Source organism: Aureimonas sp. SA4125, assembly GCF_019973775.1.
Classification (GTDB): domain Bacteria; phylum Pseudomonadota; class Alphaproteobacteria; order Rhizobiales; family Rhizobiaceae; genus Plantimonas.
In genome coordinates, this window is record NZ_AP025032.1 from 4,012,922 (window position 1) to 4,029,579 (window position 16,658).

The window sequence follows — 16,658 nt, forward strand, 5'->3', positions numbered from 1 at the left end:
CGAAAGACGAAGCGTGGTTTCGCGCGTCAGATCGACAGCCTGAAGGCGGCATAGGGTAGGACGGACGGATCGATCCACCAATGCTGGATCTTGCCCCGCCAGACGAAGCTCTCGCCGGTCACGAGATTTTCCGCCTTCACCGAACCGTCGTCCGGAAGTCCAAGTTCCCAGAACGGCACCTCGAAGCTGCCGCCCTGTCCCGCGAAGGGATCGAGCGAGACGATGAAGAGGAGGAAGCTCGACCGGTCGGGCGTGCGCTTGCCATAGCAAAGGAGATTGTCGTTCCAGATATTGTAGAAGGCGAGATCGCGAAAATTGCGCATCGCCGGCTCGTCGCGGCGGATCCTATTGAAGAAGGCGATATCGTCCCGAATATTGCCGGGCGCCTTCCAGTCGAAGGCGCGGATCTCGTATTTCTCGGAGTTGAGATACTCCTCCTTGCCCTGAACGGGCAGGTATTCGCAGAGCTCGAATCCGGAATAGACGCCGTAATTGCCACCAAGGGTCGCCGCCAGCGCGAGCCGGATCTGGAAGCCGGGGCGGCCCGAGGTCTGCAGGAAGCGCGGGTTGATGTCGGGCGTGTTGACGAAGAAGTTCGGCCGCATGTACTCGGCGCATTCTTCCTGCGTGAGTTCGGTCAGATACTCCGTCAGCTCCCCCTTCAAATTCCGCCAGGTGAAGTAGGAATAGGACTGGTTGTAGCCGACCTTCGCCAGCCGCTTCATCGGCTTCGGCCGGGTGAAGGCCTCGGCGAGGAAGATCGCACCAGGCTCCGTCCGGCGCACTTCGGCGATCATCCACTCCCAGAAGGGAAAAGGCTTGGTGTGCGGATTGTCGACGCGGAAGATGCGCACGCCCTTTTCGATCCAGAACAGCACGATGTCGCGCAGTTCGTACCAGAGCGAGGGAATCGCGCCGCGGTAGAAGTGGACGTTGACGATGTCCTCGTACTTCTTCGGCGGGTTCTCGGCGAACTTGATCGAGCCGTCGGGCCGCCAGTCGAACCATTCCGGATGCTGCTTGATCCAGGGATGATCGGGCGCGCACTGGATGGCGAAATCGATGGCGATCTCCATCCCGTGCTCGCGCGCCTTGCCGACAAGCCGGGCGAAATCCTCGAAAGTGCCAAGTTCGGGATGGAGCGCGTCGTGGCCGCCCTCGGCCGAGCCGATGGCATAGGGGCTGCCCGGATCGTCGGGACCCGGCGTCAGCGTATTGTTCTTGCCCTTGCGATTGGTCTTGCCGATCGGGTGAATCGGCGGAAAGTAGAGGACGTCGAAACCCATCTCCTCGATGTCGGGAAGACGCTTGATGACGTCGTCGAACGTGCCGTGGCGCATGGGATCGCCGGACTGCGAGCGTGGCATCAACTCATACCAGGCGCTGAACCCGGCGGCCTCGCGGTCGACCCACACGGGTACGTCAGTGGCATACCGGGTCAGGTTCGTCCGGTCGCCCGTCGCCTCAAGGATGCGGACGGTCTCGGCATCCATCAGCAGCGCATACTGCCCTTCGCCGTCTCCCTTGGACTTCAGACGGTCGAGCTTCTGGACGAGCGCCTTCAGCGCCTTCTGATCGTCTCTGCCACCCCGCCCGGAAGCGGTGGCGGCGTCGAGAAGATTGCGTCCCTCGATGAGCTCGAGGGTGATGTCGAGACCGGCGGTCTTCTTCTTCACCGCCTCGTATCGCCATGTCGCGGACAGGTCGCGCCAGGCGATGATCGAGAAACGGTGGGGACCCGGGGTCGCGAACGAAATCTCGCCGCTCCATCGATCGTTCTCGACGAAGGTCAGCGGCATTTCGTTTTCTGCCGCGCCCGCAGGTCCATAGACGACCGCGGCACCCAGCACCTCGTGGCCGTCGCAATAGATGTCCGCCTCGACGATCAGCGGCTCGCCTTCCAGGCGCTTGACGGCAAAGCGACCGCCATCGATCTCCGGCGCGACTCCCTCGATGACGACGCGAGAGGCAGCCAATGCCTGCAAACGCGCTTCCACATCCGCCTGGTTGGTTTTGAGAGGAACTCGCTTGGGCTTGCGGGTCGCTTCGATGGCATCAGCCATGATGAACCTTCCGGGGCAGTTTCGGGAAAGGGCGATCGAGCAGCGAAGCTCGCGAGACTCTGCGCTCGGGCCGGCCTCGACGATTCCGCCTGTTCAAGGTGAACCGCGTCGGCGGCAAGAGGTTGCGCTGCAGCGAAGGAAAGTTTGCCATCCTTCGCCTCAGGCGGAATGAGCCTTCACATTCAGACGCTGCTCGCCGAGATGCGTTCCGCCGAGCGAAATGATGTCTCCCGCCTGTAGCCAGCGCGGCGGCTTCATCCCTGCGCCGACGCCCGCCGGCGTGCCCGTGGTGATGACGTCGCCCGGCTGGAGAGCGATGAACTGCGAGATATAGGCGACGAGCGTCCGCACCGGGAAGATCATCGTCGACGTCGAGCCCGCCTGCATCCGGGTACCCGACACGTCGAGCCAGAGATCGATCGCCTGGACGTCCGCGATCGCGTCGGTCGTCACGAGCCATGGCCCCAGCGGTCCGAAGGTCGGCGCGCTCTTGCCCTTCATCCACTGGCCGCCCCGCTCCTTCTGCCAGGCACGTTCGGAGACGTCGTTGCATAGGCAAAAGCCGGCGACATGATCGAGCGCGTCGGCTTCCGAAACATTGAAGGCGCTCTCGCCGATGACGATCGCGATCTCGACTTCCCAGTCAAGCTTCGTCGAGCCCGGCGGAATGATCACGTCGTCATGCGGCCCGACGATCGACGAAGTCGCCTTGTTGAACAGCACCGGTTCCGTCGGCAGCTCGGCGCCGGTTTCGGCCGCATGATCGGCATAGTTCAGTCCGACCGCGATGAAGTTGCCGACGCGCCCGACGCAGGGCCCCAGCCGCCGCGAGGGGTCCGCCTTCGGCAGGCTCTTGGGATCAAGCGCGCGGATGCGCGCGATGCCGGCCCGCGACAGGTGGTCTCCGGCGATGTCGTCGATCTCTCCGGAAAGGTCGCGCAGGACGTGATCGGCATCGATCATTCCCGGCTTCTCCGCGCCCGGCTCGCCAAATCGCACCAGTCTCATGCTCGTCTCCCCTGTCCCGGCCGCCCGAAGGCGGTCTCTGCAGTGTGAACATAGGTGAGTGAACCCGATTGTCGCGCCGCGATGGCGACCAAAGATGTCGCCATGCCGCGAGGAATGCCCGTCTTCCCGTCTGCTCGGCGCAGCCAGACTTCATCGGCTACGGCAGAAAAAAGCTCTCGCGCCTTGCCCAGGAGTAGTTGCCGGTAAGTCATGCACAAGGAAGTCGATATACGTCGTTGATAGCTAGTTCGCTCCCGTTCGACTGCTTGACCTAGAAGGCAAGTCGGCCTGTTAAAATGGTATGCTGTGGAAACTTTACTAGACATGCAGGCGACAAGTGCCCCGGCTGAAGTGACACTGTTGCAGACATCACGATTGCTAAGGGATGAATACCTTGGCCGGATGTCGGTAGTGAAGACCGACGAGTTTGCGCAGTTGCCCGAGATCGCGACGCTGTACCATGCCAAGCGGGCGCTGAAGCGGATCTGCGAGGCGAACGAGCTTGCAGGTTTCGCCCTGCTGACGGTGAAACTGGACGGGGGGGCAGTCTCGTTCGAGATGGTGACGTCGAACTGGACGGACGATCCGGTTGCGGCGCTCGACCACCTCGTCGAAACCGATCGTCAGGCCAAGGCGCAGCTTCTGGGCGCGATCGCGCCGTTCCGGCTCGCGGCAGAGCAGCAGGTCTCCGGCCTGGACAAGGCGGTCTTCCTGCCCCTGTTCTGCGAGCGCGCCCGCGGTGCGATGCTGGTCGCCCCGAAGGGCAAGATGCCCTCCATCGAATCCTACGGCGAGCTGCATCTCTACACGCTCTATCTCTTCGCGCGGCTGACGGGCCTGCTCCAGCCCCGCACGGTCACCACCTCGCTGGCGCCGCGAGAGATCGAGTGCCTGCGCTGGAGTGCCGCCGGGAAGACATCGTCGGAGATCGCGGGCATCATCGGCGTCTCCGAGAACACGGTGAACTCCTATCTGAGCTCCGCCGCGCAGAAGATGAACGCGGTCAACCGCGTGCAGACCGTCGCCCACGCCATCCGCCTCGGCCTGCTCGGCTGATCCGTGTGCGGCTCCGGCCGCGGCCTGTTCGGTGTTTACTGGGCCGACTGCCGCTCGCCCGACGGAGACGCAGGCGCACGGCCCGCTTCTTCACGGGGCGCAAGACCCGGAACCCCGGCCCCGTGTCGCTCGTGCACCCGGCGCCCGGCGGCATAGGTCGCCACGATGGAGCGGTCGTCCCCCATCGTCATCAGTACGAACAGCTCTTCCGACAGCGTCCCGGCGCGGGCCATGCGCCGCCGCAAGGCCGGCGTCGCGGCCGAGTCGAGAACCACCATATCGGCGTCGAAGCCCGGGGCAAGCCGGCCGATCCGCGTCTCCAGCCCGAGCGCATGCGCATTGCCGGCCGTCATCATGTGGAAGGCGTCGTCAGCCGTCAGCGTCTGGCCGTTCAGCGCCAGCACCTTGTAGGCTTCGGCCGCCGTCTGCAGCATCGAGTAGCTGGTGCCGCCGCCGATGTCGGTGGCAAGGCCGATCCGGATGCCGGCGCCGCGCATCGCGGCGAGATCGAAAAGCCCCGAGCCGAGAAAGAGGTTCGACGTCGGGCAGAAGATCGCGGAGGCATCTGCCTTCCCGAGAGCGTTTCGTTCGCGATCGCTGAGATGGAGGCAGTGGCCGAACAGCGCCTTCTCGCGGACGAGCCCATGCCGTTCGTAGACCTCCGTATAGTCCTTCGACCAGGGGAACAGCTCGCGCACGAAGGCGAGCTCGGCATGATTCTCGGAAAGATGCGTCTGGATGTGGAGCTCCGGATACTCCGCGGCGAGAACCCCCGTCGCGGTCAGCTGCGCCTCGCTGGAGGTCGGCGCAAAGCGCGGCGTGATGGCGTAGGCAAGACGCCCCTTGCCGTGCCAGCGCTCGATCAGCGCCTTCGACTGGAGATAGCCGCTCTCGGCCGTATCGAGGAGCGCGGGCGGCGCGTTGCGGTCCATCATCACCTTGCCGGCGATCATGCGGAGCTTGCGCCGGTCCGCTTCGGCGAAGAAGGCGTCGACGCTGGCGGGATGCGACGTGCAGTAGACCGCGGCCGTCGTCGTGCCGCAGCGCAGGAGTTCATCGATCAGGAAGACCGAGGCCTCGTGCGCGATCTCGGGATCGCCATAGCGGCTCTCCTCGGGAAAGGTGTATTTCGCCAGCCATTCCAACAGCTCGGCCCCGTAGGAGCCGATCACCTGCGTCTGCGGCATGTGGAGATGCGGGTCGATGAAGCCCGGTATGATCAGATGCGGGCGATGGTCGACGACGGCGACGTCGCCCGCCAGCCGCTTCAGGATCGGCGCGGCCTCGCCGACCTCGGTGATCACGCCGTTCTGGGCGACGACGATGCCGTCCTCGATGAAGCGCACGGCATGGGCGCTGAGGGCCGGGTCTGCGTCGAAGGATACGAGGCGGCCGCGCAGTGCGGTCCTGCGCGAAGGGGGATCGATCATGGTCACGGCCGATAGACTCCGTCGCCGGACCGGATCCAGGCAGAGAGAAGACGGCGCTCGCCGGGTTCGAGACCGGTGATGTTTCCGGGTGGCATCGCGTGGCTGCGCACGGCCTGGACCTCGATCAGGGAGACGTTGTGGAGGATGTCGTCCTCGCTCTCCAGGAGGACGTTCTTCGGGGCAATGACGAGACCCGGCCAGAGCGGCTCGCGGGCATGGCACATGGCGCAACGGGCCTGCACGATCCCCGTCGCCTCGGCAAAGTGCACCGAGGCCAGAAGGGCCGCCTGCGGGTCGCCCTTGCCCTGCCGCGAAGCCGCTTCCGCCGGCGCGACGCGCCAGCCCGGCGCGCCCGACAGAGTGATGACGGCGGCAAACAGCACGCCCGCCACGCCCCAGCACCACCAGAGTTTCCGGTGCGTGCGGTGCAGCGTGTTGAAGAAGTGCCGGATGACGGCGCCCATCAGCAGCACCAGCCCGGCGATCGCCCAGTTCCACTGCGTCGCAAACGCCAGCGGATAGTGGTTCGACAACATCAGGAAGACGACCGGGAGCGTCAGGTAATTGTTGTGCAGCGAACGCTGCTTGGCCTCGGCGCCGAGATGGGCCGGGGGCGTGCGCCCCGCCTTGAGGTCGGCGACGACGATCCGCTGGTTCGGGATGATCAGCCGGAAGACGTTCGCCGTCATGATCGTCGCGATCATCGCGCCGGTGTGCAGCATCGCCCCGCGCCCCGAAAACACCTGCGCGAAGAGATAGGAGGCGAGAACGACATAGACGAAGAGCGCGGCCAGCAGCGCCGTGTCGTTCTTCTTCAGCGGCGACTTGCACAGGAGATCGTAGACGACCCAGCCGAGCGCGAGGCCGGCAATGCCGATCGCCGATGCGCCCCAGACCGGCAGATCGGCGCGCTCGGGGTCGATCAGATAGAGATCGGCGCCGAGATAGTAGACGAGGAAGAGCAGCGCCGCGCCCGACAGCCAGGTCGAGTAGCTCTCCCATTTGAACCAGGTGAGATCCTCCGGCATGTCGGGCGGGGCGACCATGTACTTCTGGACGTGGTAGAAGCCGCCGCCATGCACCTGCCACGCCTCCCCGCCGACGCCCGGCGGCAGGACCCGTGACTTGCGAAGGCCGAGATCGAGGGCGATGAAGTAGAAGGAGGAGCCGATCCAGGCCATGGCGGTGACGACATGCACCCAGCGGACGGCGAAGGAGAGCCATTCGGTGACATAGGGGGCCATGCGGATTGCCTTGGTGTTGTGTTGCGGATCGGCGCCACTGTGGCGGCGCTCGCCCCCCTCTGGGCTGCTGCCCATCTCCCCCTCAAGGGGGGAGATCAGCTATTCTCTGCCCTTGGCGCGCTCGATCTCCCCCCTTGAGGGGGAGATGCCCGGCAGGGCAGAGGGGGGTGAACCGCCGCCCCCTGTACCGAGTCTGAACGCTGGTCGCCTCAAGACTTCACGCCCTCGACATACCAGTCCATCTTCAGCAGGTCGCCGTCCGGAATGACCGTGCCGGCCGGGATCTTCTCGGCGCCCGACTGGTCGTTGATCGGCCCGGTGAAGATCTGGAAAGTGCCGGTCTTGGTATCGTCGACGATCTTCTGGGCGGCGGCCTTCACGTCCTCGGGCATCTTCGGGTTGAAGGGTGACATCTGGACGAAGTCTTCCTTCATGCCGTGCCAGACGTCGCCGGCCTTCCAGGTACCGTCGAGCACCGACTGGAGCGTCTGCGTGTAGTACGGGCCCCACTGATCGACGATCGCCGTCATGTGGGCGTTCGGGGCGAAGCTCTGCATGTCCCAGGCCTGGCCGAAGGCGATGGCGCCGCGCTGCTCGGCGGCCTGCAGGGGCCCCGGCGAGTCGGTGTGCTGGGTGATGATGTCGGCGCCCTGGTCCATCAGCGCCTTGGCGGCATCCGCCTCCTTGGCCGGATCGTACCAGGAATTGACCCAGACGACCTGCGTCTCGAAGTCGGGGTTGATCTTGCGCGCGGCCAGCGTGAAGGCGTTGATGCCCATCACGACTTCCGGGATCGGGAAGGAGGCGACATAGCCGCCCTTGCCGGTCTTCGACATCATCGCCGCAATGGTGCCGAGGACAGCGCGGCCCTCGTAGAAGCGGGAGTTATAGATGCCCATGTTCGGGGCGGTGGTGAAGCCGGTCGCATGCTCGAACTTCACGTCCGGGAACTGCTTGGCGACCTTGGCGGTCGGCTGCATGAAGCCGAAGGAGGTGGTGAAGATGATGTCGTTGCCGTCCTGCGCCAGCTGGCGGATGACGCGCTCGGCGTCCGGCCCCTCGGCGACGTTCTCGACGAAACTCGTCTCGACCTTGGCGCCGAGCTTTTCCATGGCGTATTTGCGGCCCTGGTCGTGGGCATAGGTCCAGCCGAAATCGCCGACCGGGCCGACATAGACGAAGGCCGCCTTGACGGTCTCCTTCTTGGCTTCCTGGGCGAAGGCAAAGCCCGGCAGGCTGGCGAGGACCAGGAGGGAAGCGCCTCCGGCGAGCAGTTGGCGGCGGGTCATGACGGTCATGGTGGCACTCCTTGTAGCGATGGTGGACGGGTTGACGGGCAAGATCAGGTGGTCGCCCGGAACGGCTTTCCGAGACAGGCGGGCGCGATGCTCCCGGCCCGGCCGATCGAGATCACGGCGAGGACGACGATGGTGGCAAGGTAGGGCAGGCTCGACAGGAATTCCGGCGCGAAGGCGGAGAAGCCCGCGGCCTTCGCCTGCAGTTCCAGCGTGATGACCGCCCCGAACAGATAGGCGCCGAGCGCCAGCCGTCCCGGCCTCCAGGAGGCGAAGACGACGAGGGCGATGGCGATCCAGCCCCGCCCGGCGGTCAGCCGCTCGGCCCACATCGGCGTCAGGACCAGCGAGTAATAGGCGCCGCCGAGCCCGGCCATGGCGCCGCCGAAGAGGACGGCGAGATAGCGCACCTTCAGGACTGGATAGCCGATTGAATGGGCGGCGGCATCCGATTCGCCAACGGCGCGCAGGATCAGCCCGGCGCGGCTGCGCGACAGGAACCACCAGACGGCGACGGTCAGGAGGAGCGCGATGTAGACCAGGGGCGAATGGCCGAAGACGAGGCGCAGCACCGGGTCGGCGGCAAGGCTCGACGGAAAGACGAGGCCGAGCGTCTGCGTCGTCAGGCCGACGAAGGGGGCGCCCGCAAGCGCCGAGATGCCGGTGCCGAAGATGGTGAGGGCAAGGCCCGTCGCCACCTGGTTCGCGGTGAGGCTGAGGGCGAGAACGGCAAAGACCATCGATGCCGCGCCGGCGGCCACCATCGCCGCCAGGCAGCCGAGCGCCGGACTGCCGGTCGTCACGGCCGTCGCAAATCCGGCGACGGCGCCGATCAGCATCATGCCCTCGACGCCGAGATTGAGGACGCCCGACTTTTCCGCCACGAGTTCGCCGAGCGCGGCGATGAGGATGGGCGTCGCTGCCGCGGCGAGCGTCATCAGGATCGAGATTGCCAGCGTCGTCGTCATGGCGCCACCGTGCGGGCAGTCGCCACCGGCTCGGCTTGGCTCGCAGCGTCGATACCGAGCACCAGGCGGTAGCGGACCAGAATGTCGGCGGCGAGGAGAAAGAACAGCATCAGCGACTGGAACACGCCGGCCGCCGCCGCCGGCAGGCCGATCGTCGTCTGCGCGCTCTCGCCGCCGACATAGGTCAGCGCCAGGACGAGCGCGGCGAGGAGGATGCCGATGGGATGCAGCCGGCCGAGAAAGGCGACGATGATCGCGGTATAGCCGTAGCCCGTCGGAAATCCCGGCACCATCTGGCCGAAAGGCCCGGCGACCTCGATGGCGCCGGCAAGGCCGGCAAAGCAGCCGCCGGCCATCAGCGCCAGCCAGATCGTGCGCTTTTCACGGAAACCGCCATAGCGCGCGGCGTTCGGCGCGAGGCCGACGACGCGGACCTGGAAGCCCATGACGCTGCGGGCCAAAAGGAACCAGACCGTCAGCGCCAGAGCGGCGGCGATCGGCACGCCGATGTGGACGAGCGTGCCGGGAATGGCGATCGGCAGCGTCTGCGCCGCACCGAAGAGGATCGTCTGCGGAAAGTTGAAACCCATCGGATCCTTCCAGGGACCCCGCATCAGAAAGTACAGGAGCTGAATGGCGACATAGTTCAGCATCAGGCTGGAGAGGATCTCGTTGACGCCGAGCCGGGTGCGCAGCAGCGCCGGCACCGCGGCATAGGCCATGCCGCCGATGATGCCGGCAAGGATCATCGCCGGCAGGATCCAGGCGCCGGTCATCTCAGCCGTCAGCAGCGCCACGGCGGTGCCACCGAGACCGCCCAGCACGTACTGGCCCTCGGCGCCGATGTTCCAGACATTGGCCCGAAAGCCGATCGACAGGCCGATGGCGATGATCGCGAGCGGCGCGGCCTTCACCAGAAGGTCCTGCCAGCGATAGGCCGACATCAGCGGCGTCAGGAAGATCTCGCGGATCGCGCCGATGCCGTCATAGCCGAGCAGCGTGAAGCCGAGCGCACCGACGAGGACGGTTGCCACGACCGCGATCACCGGCGCGGCGAACACCATCGACCGGCTGGGGGCGAGCCGTGGGACGAGCCTAGGCCCCATGCACGGCTCCGACGATCTCCGCCGAAAGCGGCTGTGGCGGCAGGTTCGCGCCATGGACGCCGCCCATCAGGAGCCCCAGCGTTTCGATCGACACGCCCTTCACGTCCATGACCGGCGAGAGACGCCCCTCGTTGATCACCGCGATGCGGTCACACAGGTCGAGGAGTTCGTCGAGGTCCTGGCTGACCACGAGGATCGCCGCACCCTTGGCGGCGAGGTCGAGCATGGCCTGGCGGATGAAGCCGGCCGCGCCCGCATCCACCCCCCAGGTCGGCTGCGACACGACGAGGACGGCGGGGTCCTGCATGATTTCGCGGCCCATGATGAATTTCTGCAGATTGCCGCCCGAGAGACTGGAGGCAAAGGCCCGTGGACCGGTCGAGCGGACCGAGAAGGCGCCGATGACGTCGGCCGCGTAAGCGCGCGCCGCGAACGGCCTGAGGAAACCGCCGACGGCAAGCCGCTTGCGACCGCGGGCCGAGAGAACGGCATTGTCCGAGAGGTTCATGCCCGGCACGGCCGCGTGGCCGTTGCGCTCCTCGGGCACGGCTGCAAGGCCCCGGCGCCGGCGGCCGTCGACACTCAAACCGTTGATCTCGGCGCCATCGAGCGCGATCCGCCCTGATCCGGGCACTTCGCCCGAAAGTGCGGCGATCAGTTCGTTTTGGCCGTTGCCGGCGACGCCCGCGATGCCGAGGATCTCGCCGGCCCGCACGGTGAAGCCGATTTCCTTCAGGCTGGTGCCGAAAGGCGGCTCCCCCGGCGCCGACAGATTTTCGACGACCAGCCGGTCGGCCCCGGCGCCGCCACCATTCTTGTGCGACAGGTCCTTCAGCGTGCCGCCGATCATCATCTCGGCCATCGAGCGCGCCGTCTCCTGCCGCGGGTCGCAGGTCGCGACGACCTTGCCGAAGCGCAGGATGGTGGCGCTCTCGCACAGCGCCTTGATCTCGGAAAGCTTGTGCGAAATGTAGAGGATCGAGCAGCCCTCGGCCGCGAGCTTGCGCAGGATCTGGAAGAGCTTTTCCACCTCCTGCGGCGTCAGCACCGAGGTCGGCTCGTCCATGATCAAAAGTTTCGGCTTCGTCAGGAGCGCCCGGACGATCTCGATGCGCTGGCGCTCGCCGACGGAAAGCGTGTGGACGTAGCGGTGCGGGTCGAGCGAGAGGTCGTAGGTCGCGAGCAGCGCCCGGACCTCGCCCTCCAGCGCCTTGCGCGGCGGCGGATGATCCAGCCCGAGCGCGATGTTCTCCAGCACCGTCATCGCCTCGAACAGCGAAAAATGCTGGAACACCATGCCGATGCCGAGTTTTCGCGCCTCACGGGGACTGGCGATCGTGACCGGTCGCCCGTCCCAGAGCACGGTTCCCTCGTCGGCCTTCTGCACGCCATAGATGATCTTGACGAGCGTCGACTTGCCGGCGCCGTTCTCGCCGAGCAGCGCATGGATCTCGCCGGCACCGACCGAGAAGGACACGTCCTCGTTGGCGGTGACGCCCGGAAAGCGCTTGGTGATGTGGCTGAGCTCAAGACGCGCGGGCATGGCGTCCTTTCGGCTGGACGGAGGCGATGGGCTCACTATTGCACTGCGATGCAGCGTCCGCCACGGGGCCCGCGGCTTTTTCCTCAGCCTTCCCCAGAAGCACCGAAACGAGTTCGGCGGCGGTCAACGCGGCGATGACTTCCGGCCGCTTGTCGCGCACGGCCAGCCCGCCGATCGGCAGGACAAGCCGGTCAATCAGCGCCTCGGCGCCCGCGTCGCGCAAATGCCGGCGAAATTTCTCCCGCTTCGTCGCCGAGCCGATCATGCCGACATAGGTTGCGTCCCCCCGCCCGAGCGCCGCGGCGGCGATGAGGAAATCGAGCTGATGGTCGTGCGTCATGACGAGGAAGGCCGTGCCCGGCCGCGCCGCAGCGACCGCCGTCTCCGGCAGTGCGAGAGCGCGGGCGTCGACGCCCTCCGGCAAGGTCGCGAGCGCATCCGGGCGGGTGTCGACGACGCCGACCTGCAACGGCAGCAGAGCGAGCGCCCGGGCCAGCGACTGGCCGGTATGGCCGGCGCCGAAGATCAGGACTGCCGGACGCGCCGCGGCTTGGGCGCGATCGCGGGCTTCCTCTGATGCCAGAAGCGCTGCATCGACGGCGGCAAGCGCCAGCGTCACATGCCCGCCGCAGCACTGGCCGATGCGGGGGCCGAGCGGCACGGCAAGCATGGCTTCTGCCTCGCCGGCGGCGATCATCGTGCGGGCCCGCTCGATGCTCAGACGTTCCAGCGCCCCGCCGCCAACAGTGCCGGTCGAGGTCGCAGCCGTGACAACCATCGCCGCCCCCGCCTCCCGCGGCGTCGAGCCGAGCGCCGACGCGACGCGCACGAGGATGGCGGGCTCGCCCGAGGCGAGGAGTGTGCGCAGACGGGCCGCGAGATCGATCATGGCACGAACCAAGCGGGAGGATGGATGATCCCTTCGTTGACGCCACCGCCAAACACCCCCCTCTGGCTTGCCAGCCGGCAGGCAGAGGGGGGTATGACGGCAAGATCGCCCAAAAGCACAGCAACCGATGTCGGCTGACAGAGCCGCCCGGTCAGAATGTAATCGGTGAGGCTAGCGGCCTTCACCCCGCCCCCCGCACGGCATCCACGGCGGCGAGTATGCGCTCCGGCGTCGCCGGCGCGTCGAGATCGGGAAACGCCCGGCCCTCCCCCGCCGCGCAGACTGCGTCCGTCAGCGCCGAGAACACCGAGATCGCCAGCATGAAGGGCGGCTCGCCCACGGCCTTGGAGCGGTAGATGGTCTCGGCCCGGTTCTCGCCCTTCGTCCAGAGATTCACGCGAAAATCGTCGGGACGGTCGTTGGCGGTCGGGATCTTGTAGGTCGAGGGCGCGTGCGTGCGCAGCCGGCCGGCCTTGTCCCACCAGAGCTCCTCCGTGGTCAGCCAGCCCATGCCCTGGATGAAGCCGCCCTCGATCTGGCCGAGATCCAGCGCCGGATTCAGCGAGCGGCCGACATCGTGCAGGATGTCTGCGCGCAAGAGCCGGTTCTCGCCCGTCAGCGTGTCGATCACCACTTCCGAGCAGGCGGCGCCATAGGCGAAATAGTAGAAGGGCGTGCCGGTGGCGCTCTCGCGGTCGTAGGAAATGCCGGGCGTGGCATAGAAGCCGGTCGAGGACAGCGAGACGCGGGCGAGATAGGCCTCGGCGACGAGATCGCAGAAGCGCTTCTCCACCGTGCCGATCCGCACCCGGTTGGGCAGGAAGACGACGCTCTCCGGCGCCACCCGATACTGCGCGGCGGCATAGGCGATCAGCCGCTCCTTGATCGTGCGCGCGGCGGCCTGCGCCGCCATGCCGTTGAGATCGGAGCCGGACGAAGCGGCGGTGGCGGAGGTGTTCGGCACTTTCGCCGTCGTCGTGGCGGTGATCCTGACCTTGCCGACGTCGATCTGGAACTCCTCTGCGACGACCTGCGCCACCTTGGTGAACAGGCCCTGCCCCATCTCGGTGCCGCCATGGTTCAGATGCACCGAGCCGTCCTTGTAGACATGCACGAGCGCTCCGGCCTGGTTGAGATGGCTTGTCGTGAAGGAGATGCCGAATTTCACCGGCGTCAGGGCAAGGCCCTTCTTGAGGATCGGACTGGCCGCATTGAAAGCCTTCACCGCCGCGCGCCGGGCCCGGTAGCTGCTGGAAGCCTCCAGCTCCGCGACGATCTCGCCAATCACCGAATCCGTCACCGCCATGTGGTAGGGCGTCAGCGCCGCCCCCTCGGCGGGATAGAAGTTTCGGATCCGTACGTCGAGCGGATCCATGCCGAGGTCGAAGGCGATGCGGTCGATCGCCCGCTCGATGCCGACCATCCCCTGCGGCCCGCCGAAGCCGCGAAAGGCGGTGTTGGAGACGGTATGCGTCTTCAGCCGTCGCGAACGGATGCGGGCCGCGGGCAGCGCATAGGCATTGTCGGCATGGAACATGGCCCGATCAGCGATGGCGCCCGAAAGATCCTTGGAATAGCCGCAGCGGATGAGATGGCCGAAATCGGCGGCCGCGATCCGTCCGTTCTCGGCATAGCCGAGGTCGTAGCGGATGCGCGCCTCGTGGCGCTTCCCGGTCATCTCCATGTCGTCGTCGCGGTCGAGCCGGCATTTGGCCGGCCGCCCGGTCTTTTGCGCCACGAGCGCGGCGACCGCGGCAAACAGCGCCGGCTGGCTCTCCTTGCCCCCGAACCCGCCGCCCATGCGCCGGACTTCCACCGTCACCGCGTGGTCGGCAAGGCCGAGCGTCTTGGCGACATTGTGCTGGACCTCGGACGGGTGCTGCGTCGAGGAGCGCACCAGCATGTCGCCGTCCTCGCCGGGGATCGCCACGGCGATCTGCCCTTCGAGGTAGAAATGATCCTGGCCGCCGAGATCGAGCGCGCCGTGGATGCGGCGCGGCGCGGCCGAAAGGGCTGCATCGACATCGCCGAGCCGCATTTCGTGCGGCGGCAGGAGATCGGCGCCGACAGCGTCGGCCAGCTTTTCTGCCGCATCGATCGAGATCGCGGCGGGGAGATCCTCGTAGCCGATGACGGCCAGCTTCGCCGCCGCGCGCGCGGCAGCCACCGTCTCGGCGGCGACGGCAAAGATCGACTGGCCGACATATTCGACAACGTCTTCGGCAAAGATCGGATCGTCGCCGAAGACCGGTGAATAGTCGTTGATCCCGGGAATGCCGGCCGCGGTCAGGACCGCCACGACGCCTTCGGCGCTGCGGACGGCGGCAAGGTCCATCCCCGTGATCCGCGCATGCGCCCGGGTCGACATGGCGACGTACACCTGCAGCGTCCCCGGCAGTTCCGGGTCGTCGTCGATGTAGCGGGCCGCGCCAGAGACGTGTTTCGCCGCGCTGTCGTGGGCGAGCGCCGCGGCGACGCCGCCCACGATGCTCGCCTGGGGCGGTGGCGGTGTCTCAGTTAGATCCGCGGGCGTGACCGTTCCGGCCATGCCGCGGTCTTGCACCCGGCTCTCGCCGTCGGGGTGATCCATCGCCGCCGTCATGCGACGTCCAGCACGCTGGTGGCGGTGCCGCCCTCGTGCTCCAGGCGAAACCGCGTCAGCAGGTTCTGCGCCACCGTCAGGCGATAGGCGGCCGAGGCGCGCATGTCGTCCAAGGGCTGGAAATCCTCGGCCAGCGCCTGGGCTGCCCGCGCCACGGCTCCGATGTCGAAGGGCCGGCCGACGAGCGCCGCCTCCGCCTGCGCCGCCCGCTTCGGCGTTGCCGCCATGCCGCCGAAGGCGAGCCGCGCGTCGATGATCGTGTCGCCCTCGAAGGTCAGCCGCAGCGCCGCCAGCACGGCAGAAATGTCGGAATCGAAGCGTTTCGAGATCTTGTGGCAGAAGAAGCGCTGATGGGCGAAGAGCCCCGGCACCTCGACCGCCGTGACGAACTCGCTCGGCGCCCGGTCCTGCCGGCCATAGGCGACGAAAAAATCTTCCAGCGCGAGGTTGCGCGCCGTGTCGCCTTGGCGCAGATGCAGCCGCGCGCCGAGCGCGATCAGCGCCGGCGGCAGGTCGCCGATCGGCGAGCCGTTGGCGATGTTGCCGCCGACCGTGCCGGCATTGCGGATCTGCGCCCCGGCAAAGCGCCGGACGAGTTCGCCAAGCGCCGGGTGCAAATTCGCGAGCTTGGCCTGGGCATCGCGGTGGGTCACCGCCGCGCCGATGAACAGGCTGCCGCCGGCCTCCTCGATCATCCGGATGTCGGCGACGCGCGAGACGTCGATCATGACAGGCAGATCCCGGTGCTGCTTCGTCACCCAGAGCCCGACATCCGTCGCCCCGGCGACGAGTACCGCATCGGGATGGGCGGCGTAGAGATCGGCAAGATCGTCGACGTCGCCGGGCGACAGCCACAGCCCGCCGGCGCCCCCGTAGCGGAACACGCCGCCACCTCTGAGAGTCGCCAGCCGGGCGGCGAGAACGGCATCGGCGGCCGCCGTATCCGGCAAGCGTGTCGCGGCGAGCCGCAGGCCGGCCTCGATGATCGGGCCGTAGCCGGTGCAGCGGCAGAGATTGCCGGAAATGGCGTCCTTCACCTTCTGCCGGTCGGAGATCGCGCCGTTCAGCCAGCCGGCATAGAGCTGCATGACGAAACCCGGCGTACAGAAGCCGCATTGGCTGGCATGGGTCTCGACCAGGGCGGTCTGGATCGGGTGCGGCCCATCGCGTCCGAGATGTTCGACCGTCTCGATCGCCCGCCCGTGCAGTGACGGCACGAACTGGATGCAGGCGTTGACGGCGCGACGGCGCAGGCCGTTCTGTCCATCCGGCTCCAGCATCAGCACCGTGCAGGCGCCGCAGTCGCCTTCGGCGCAGCCCTCCTTCGTGCCGGTCAGACGCTCGGTCTGGCGAAGGTGGTTCAATACGGTCGTCGTCGGCGCGAGGCTGACAATCTCGCGCTCCTCGCCATTGAGGATGTACCGGATCGGCGTCGCGGACTCGAAGCGCACGAC

12 protein-coding genes are annotated in these 16,658 nt (G+C 67.0%); 1 reads left to right on the top strand and 11 read right to left on the bottom strand.

Annotated elements, in window-relative coordinates:
• Positions 1-26: 26 nt before the first annotated feature.
• Entirely contained in the window at positions 27-2,063 is a 2,037-nt protein-coding gene (locus Sa4125_RS18980) for an alpha-1,4-glucan--maltose-1-phosphate maltosyltransferase (protein WP_224000479.1), read from the bottom strand.
• Positions 2,064-2,222: 159 nt separating this feature from the next.
• A complete protein-coding gene (locus tag Sa4125_RS18985) occupies positions 2,223-3,071 on the bottom strand; it encodes a fumarylacetoacetate hydrolase family protein (RefSeq protein ID WP_224000481.1) in 849 nt (282 codons plus the stop codon).
• 402 nt (positions 3,072-3,473) lie between these two features.
• Here Sa4125_RS18985 and Sa4125_RS18990 point away from each other — a divergent pair, with 402 nt between their 5' ends.
• Positions 3,474-4,127: a LuxR C-terminal-related transcriptional regulator gene (locus tag Sa4125_RS18990; protein WP_224000483.1), complete on the top strand. Its 654-nt coding sequence runs from the start codon at positions 3,474-3,476 to the stop codon at positions 4,125-4,127.
• 35 nt (positions 4,128-4,162) lie between these two features.
• On the opposite strand, the gene guaD is transcribed toward Sa4125_RS18990, so the two are convergent.
• The 9 genes from guaD to xdhA form a co-directional block, all read right to left on the bottom strand.
• Positions 4,163-5,557, bottom strand: a complete 1,395-nt coding sequence (gene guaD, locus Sa4125_RS18995) for a guanine deaminase (RefSeq protein WP_224008007.1) — start codon at positions 5,555-5,557, stop codon at positions 4,163-4,165.
• A 2-nt stretch (positions 5,558-5,559) separates the two neighbouring features.
• Positions 5,560-6,801 (bottom strand): urate hydroxylase PuuD, encoded by a 1,242-nt coding sequence (locus Sa4125_RS19000; RefSeq protein WP_224008013.1) that lies wholly within the window; start codon positions 6,799-6,801, stop codon positions 5,560-5,562.
• Between the two features lie 209 nt (positions 6,802-7,010).
• Positions 7,011-8,099 (bottom strand): BMP family ABC transporter substrate-binding protein, encoded by a 1,089-nt coding sequence (locus Sa4125_RS19005; RefSeq protein WP_224000485.1) that lies wholly within the window; start codon positions 8,097-8,099, stop codon positions 7,011-7,013.
• A 44-nt stretch (positions 8,100-8,143) separates the two neighbouring features.
• Positions 8,144-9,064 carry an ABC transporter permease gene (locus tag Sa4125_RS19010; protein ID WP_224000487.1) on the bottom strand — a complete coding sequence of 307 codons (921 nt, stop codon included), beginning with the start codon at positions 9,062-9,064 and terminating at the stop codon, positions 8,144-8,146.
• The gene (locus tag Sa4125_RS19015; RefSeq protein ID WP_224000489.1) at positions 9,061-10,170 is read right to left on the bottom strand and encodes an ABC transporter permease; all 1,110 of its coding nucleotides are present in this window, start codon (positions 10,168-10,170) and stop codon (positions 9,061-9,063) included. The genes Sa4125_RS19010 and Sa4125_RS19015 overlap by 4 nt, the downstream gene beginning before the upstream one ends.
• The gene (locus Sa4125_RS19020; protein ID WP_224000491.1) at positions 10,160-11,713 is read right to left on the bottom strand and encodes an ABC transporter ATP-binding protein; all 1,554 of its coding nucleotides are present in this window, start codon (positions 11,711-11,713) and stop codon (positions 10,160-10,162) included. The genes Sa4125_RS19015 and Sa4125_RS19020 overlap by 11 nt, the downstream gene beginning before the upstream one ends.
• On the bottom strand, positions 11,697-12,602 hold the full coding sequence (xdhC, locus tag Sa4125_RS19025) for a xanthine dehydrogenase accessory protein XdhC (RefSeq protein ID WP_224000493.1): 906 nt from the start codon (positions 12,600-12,602) through the stop codon (positions 11,697-11,699). The genes Sa4125_RS19020 and xdhC overlap by 17 nt, the downstream gene beginning before the upstream one ends.
• A gap of 181 nt (positions 12,603-12,783) precedes the next feature.
• Positions 12,784-15,204, bottom strand: coding sequence for a xanthine dehydrogenase molybdopterin binding subunit (gene xdhB / locus Sa4125_RS19030; RefSeq protein ID WP_224000495.1), 2,421 nt, complete (start codon positions 15,202-15,204; stop codon positions 12,784-12,786).
• Positions 15,201-16,655, bottom strand: coding sequence for a xanthine dehydrogenase small subunit (xdhA, locus tag Sa4125_RS19035; protein WP_224000497.1), 1,455 nt, complete (start codon positions 16,653-16,655; stop codon positions 15,201-15,203). Before xdhA ends, xdhB begins: the two co-directional genes overlap by 4 nt.
• Between the last annotated feature and the right edge of the window lie 3 nt (positions 16,656-16,658).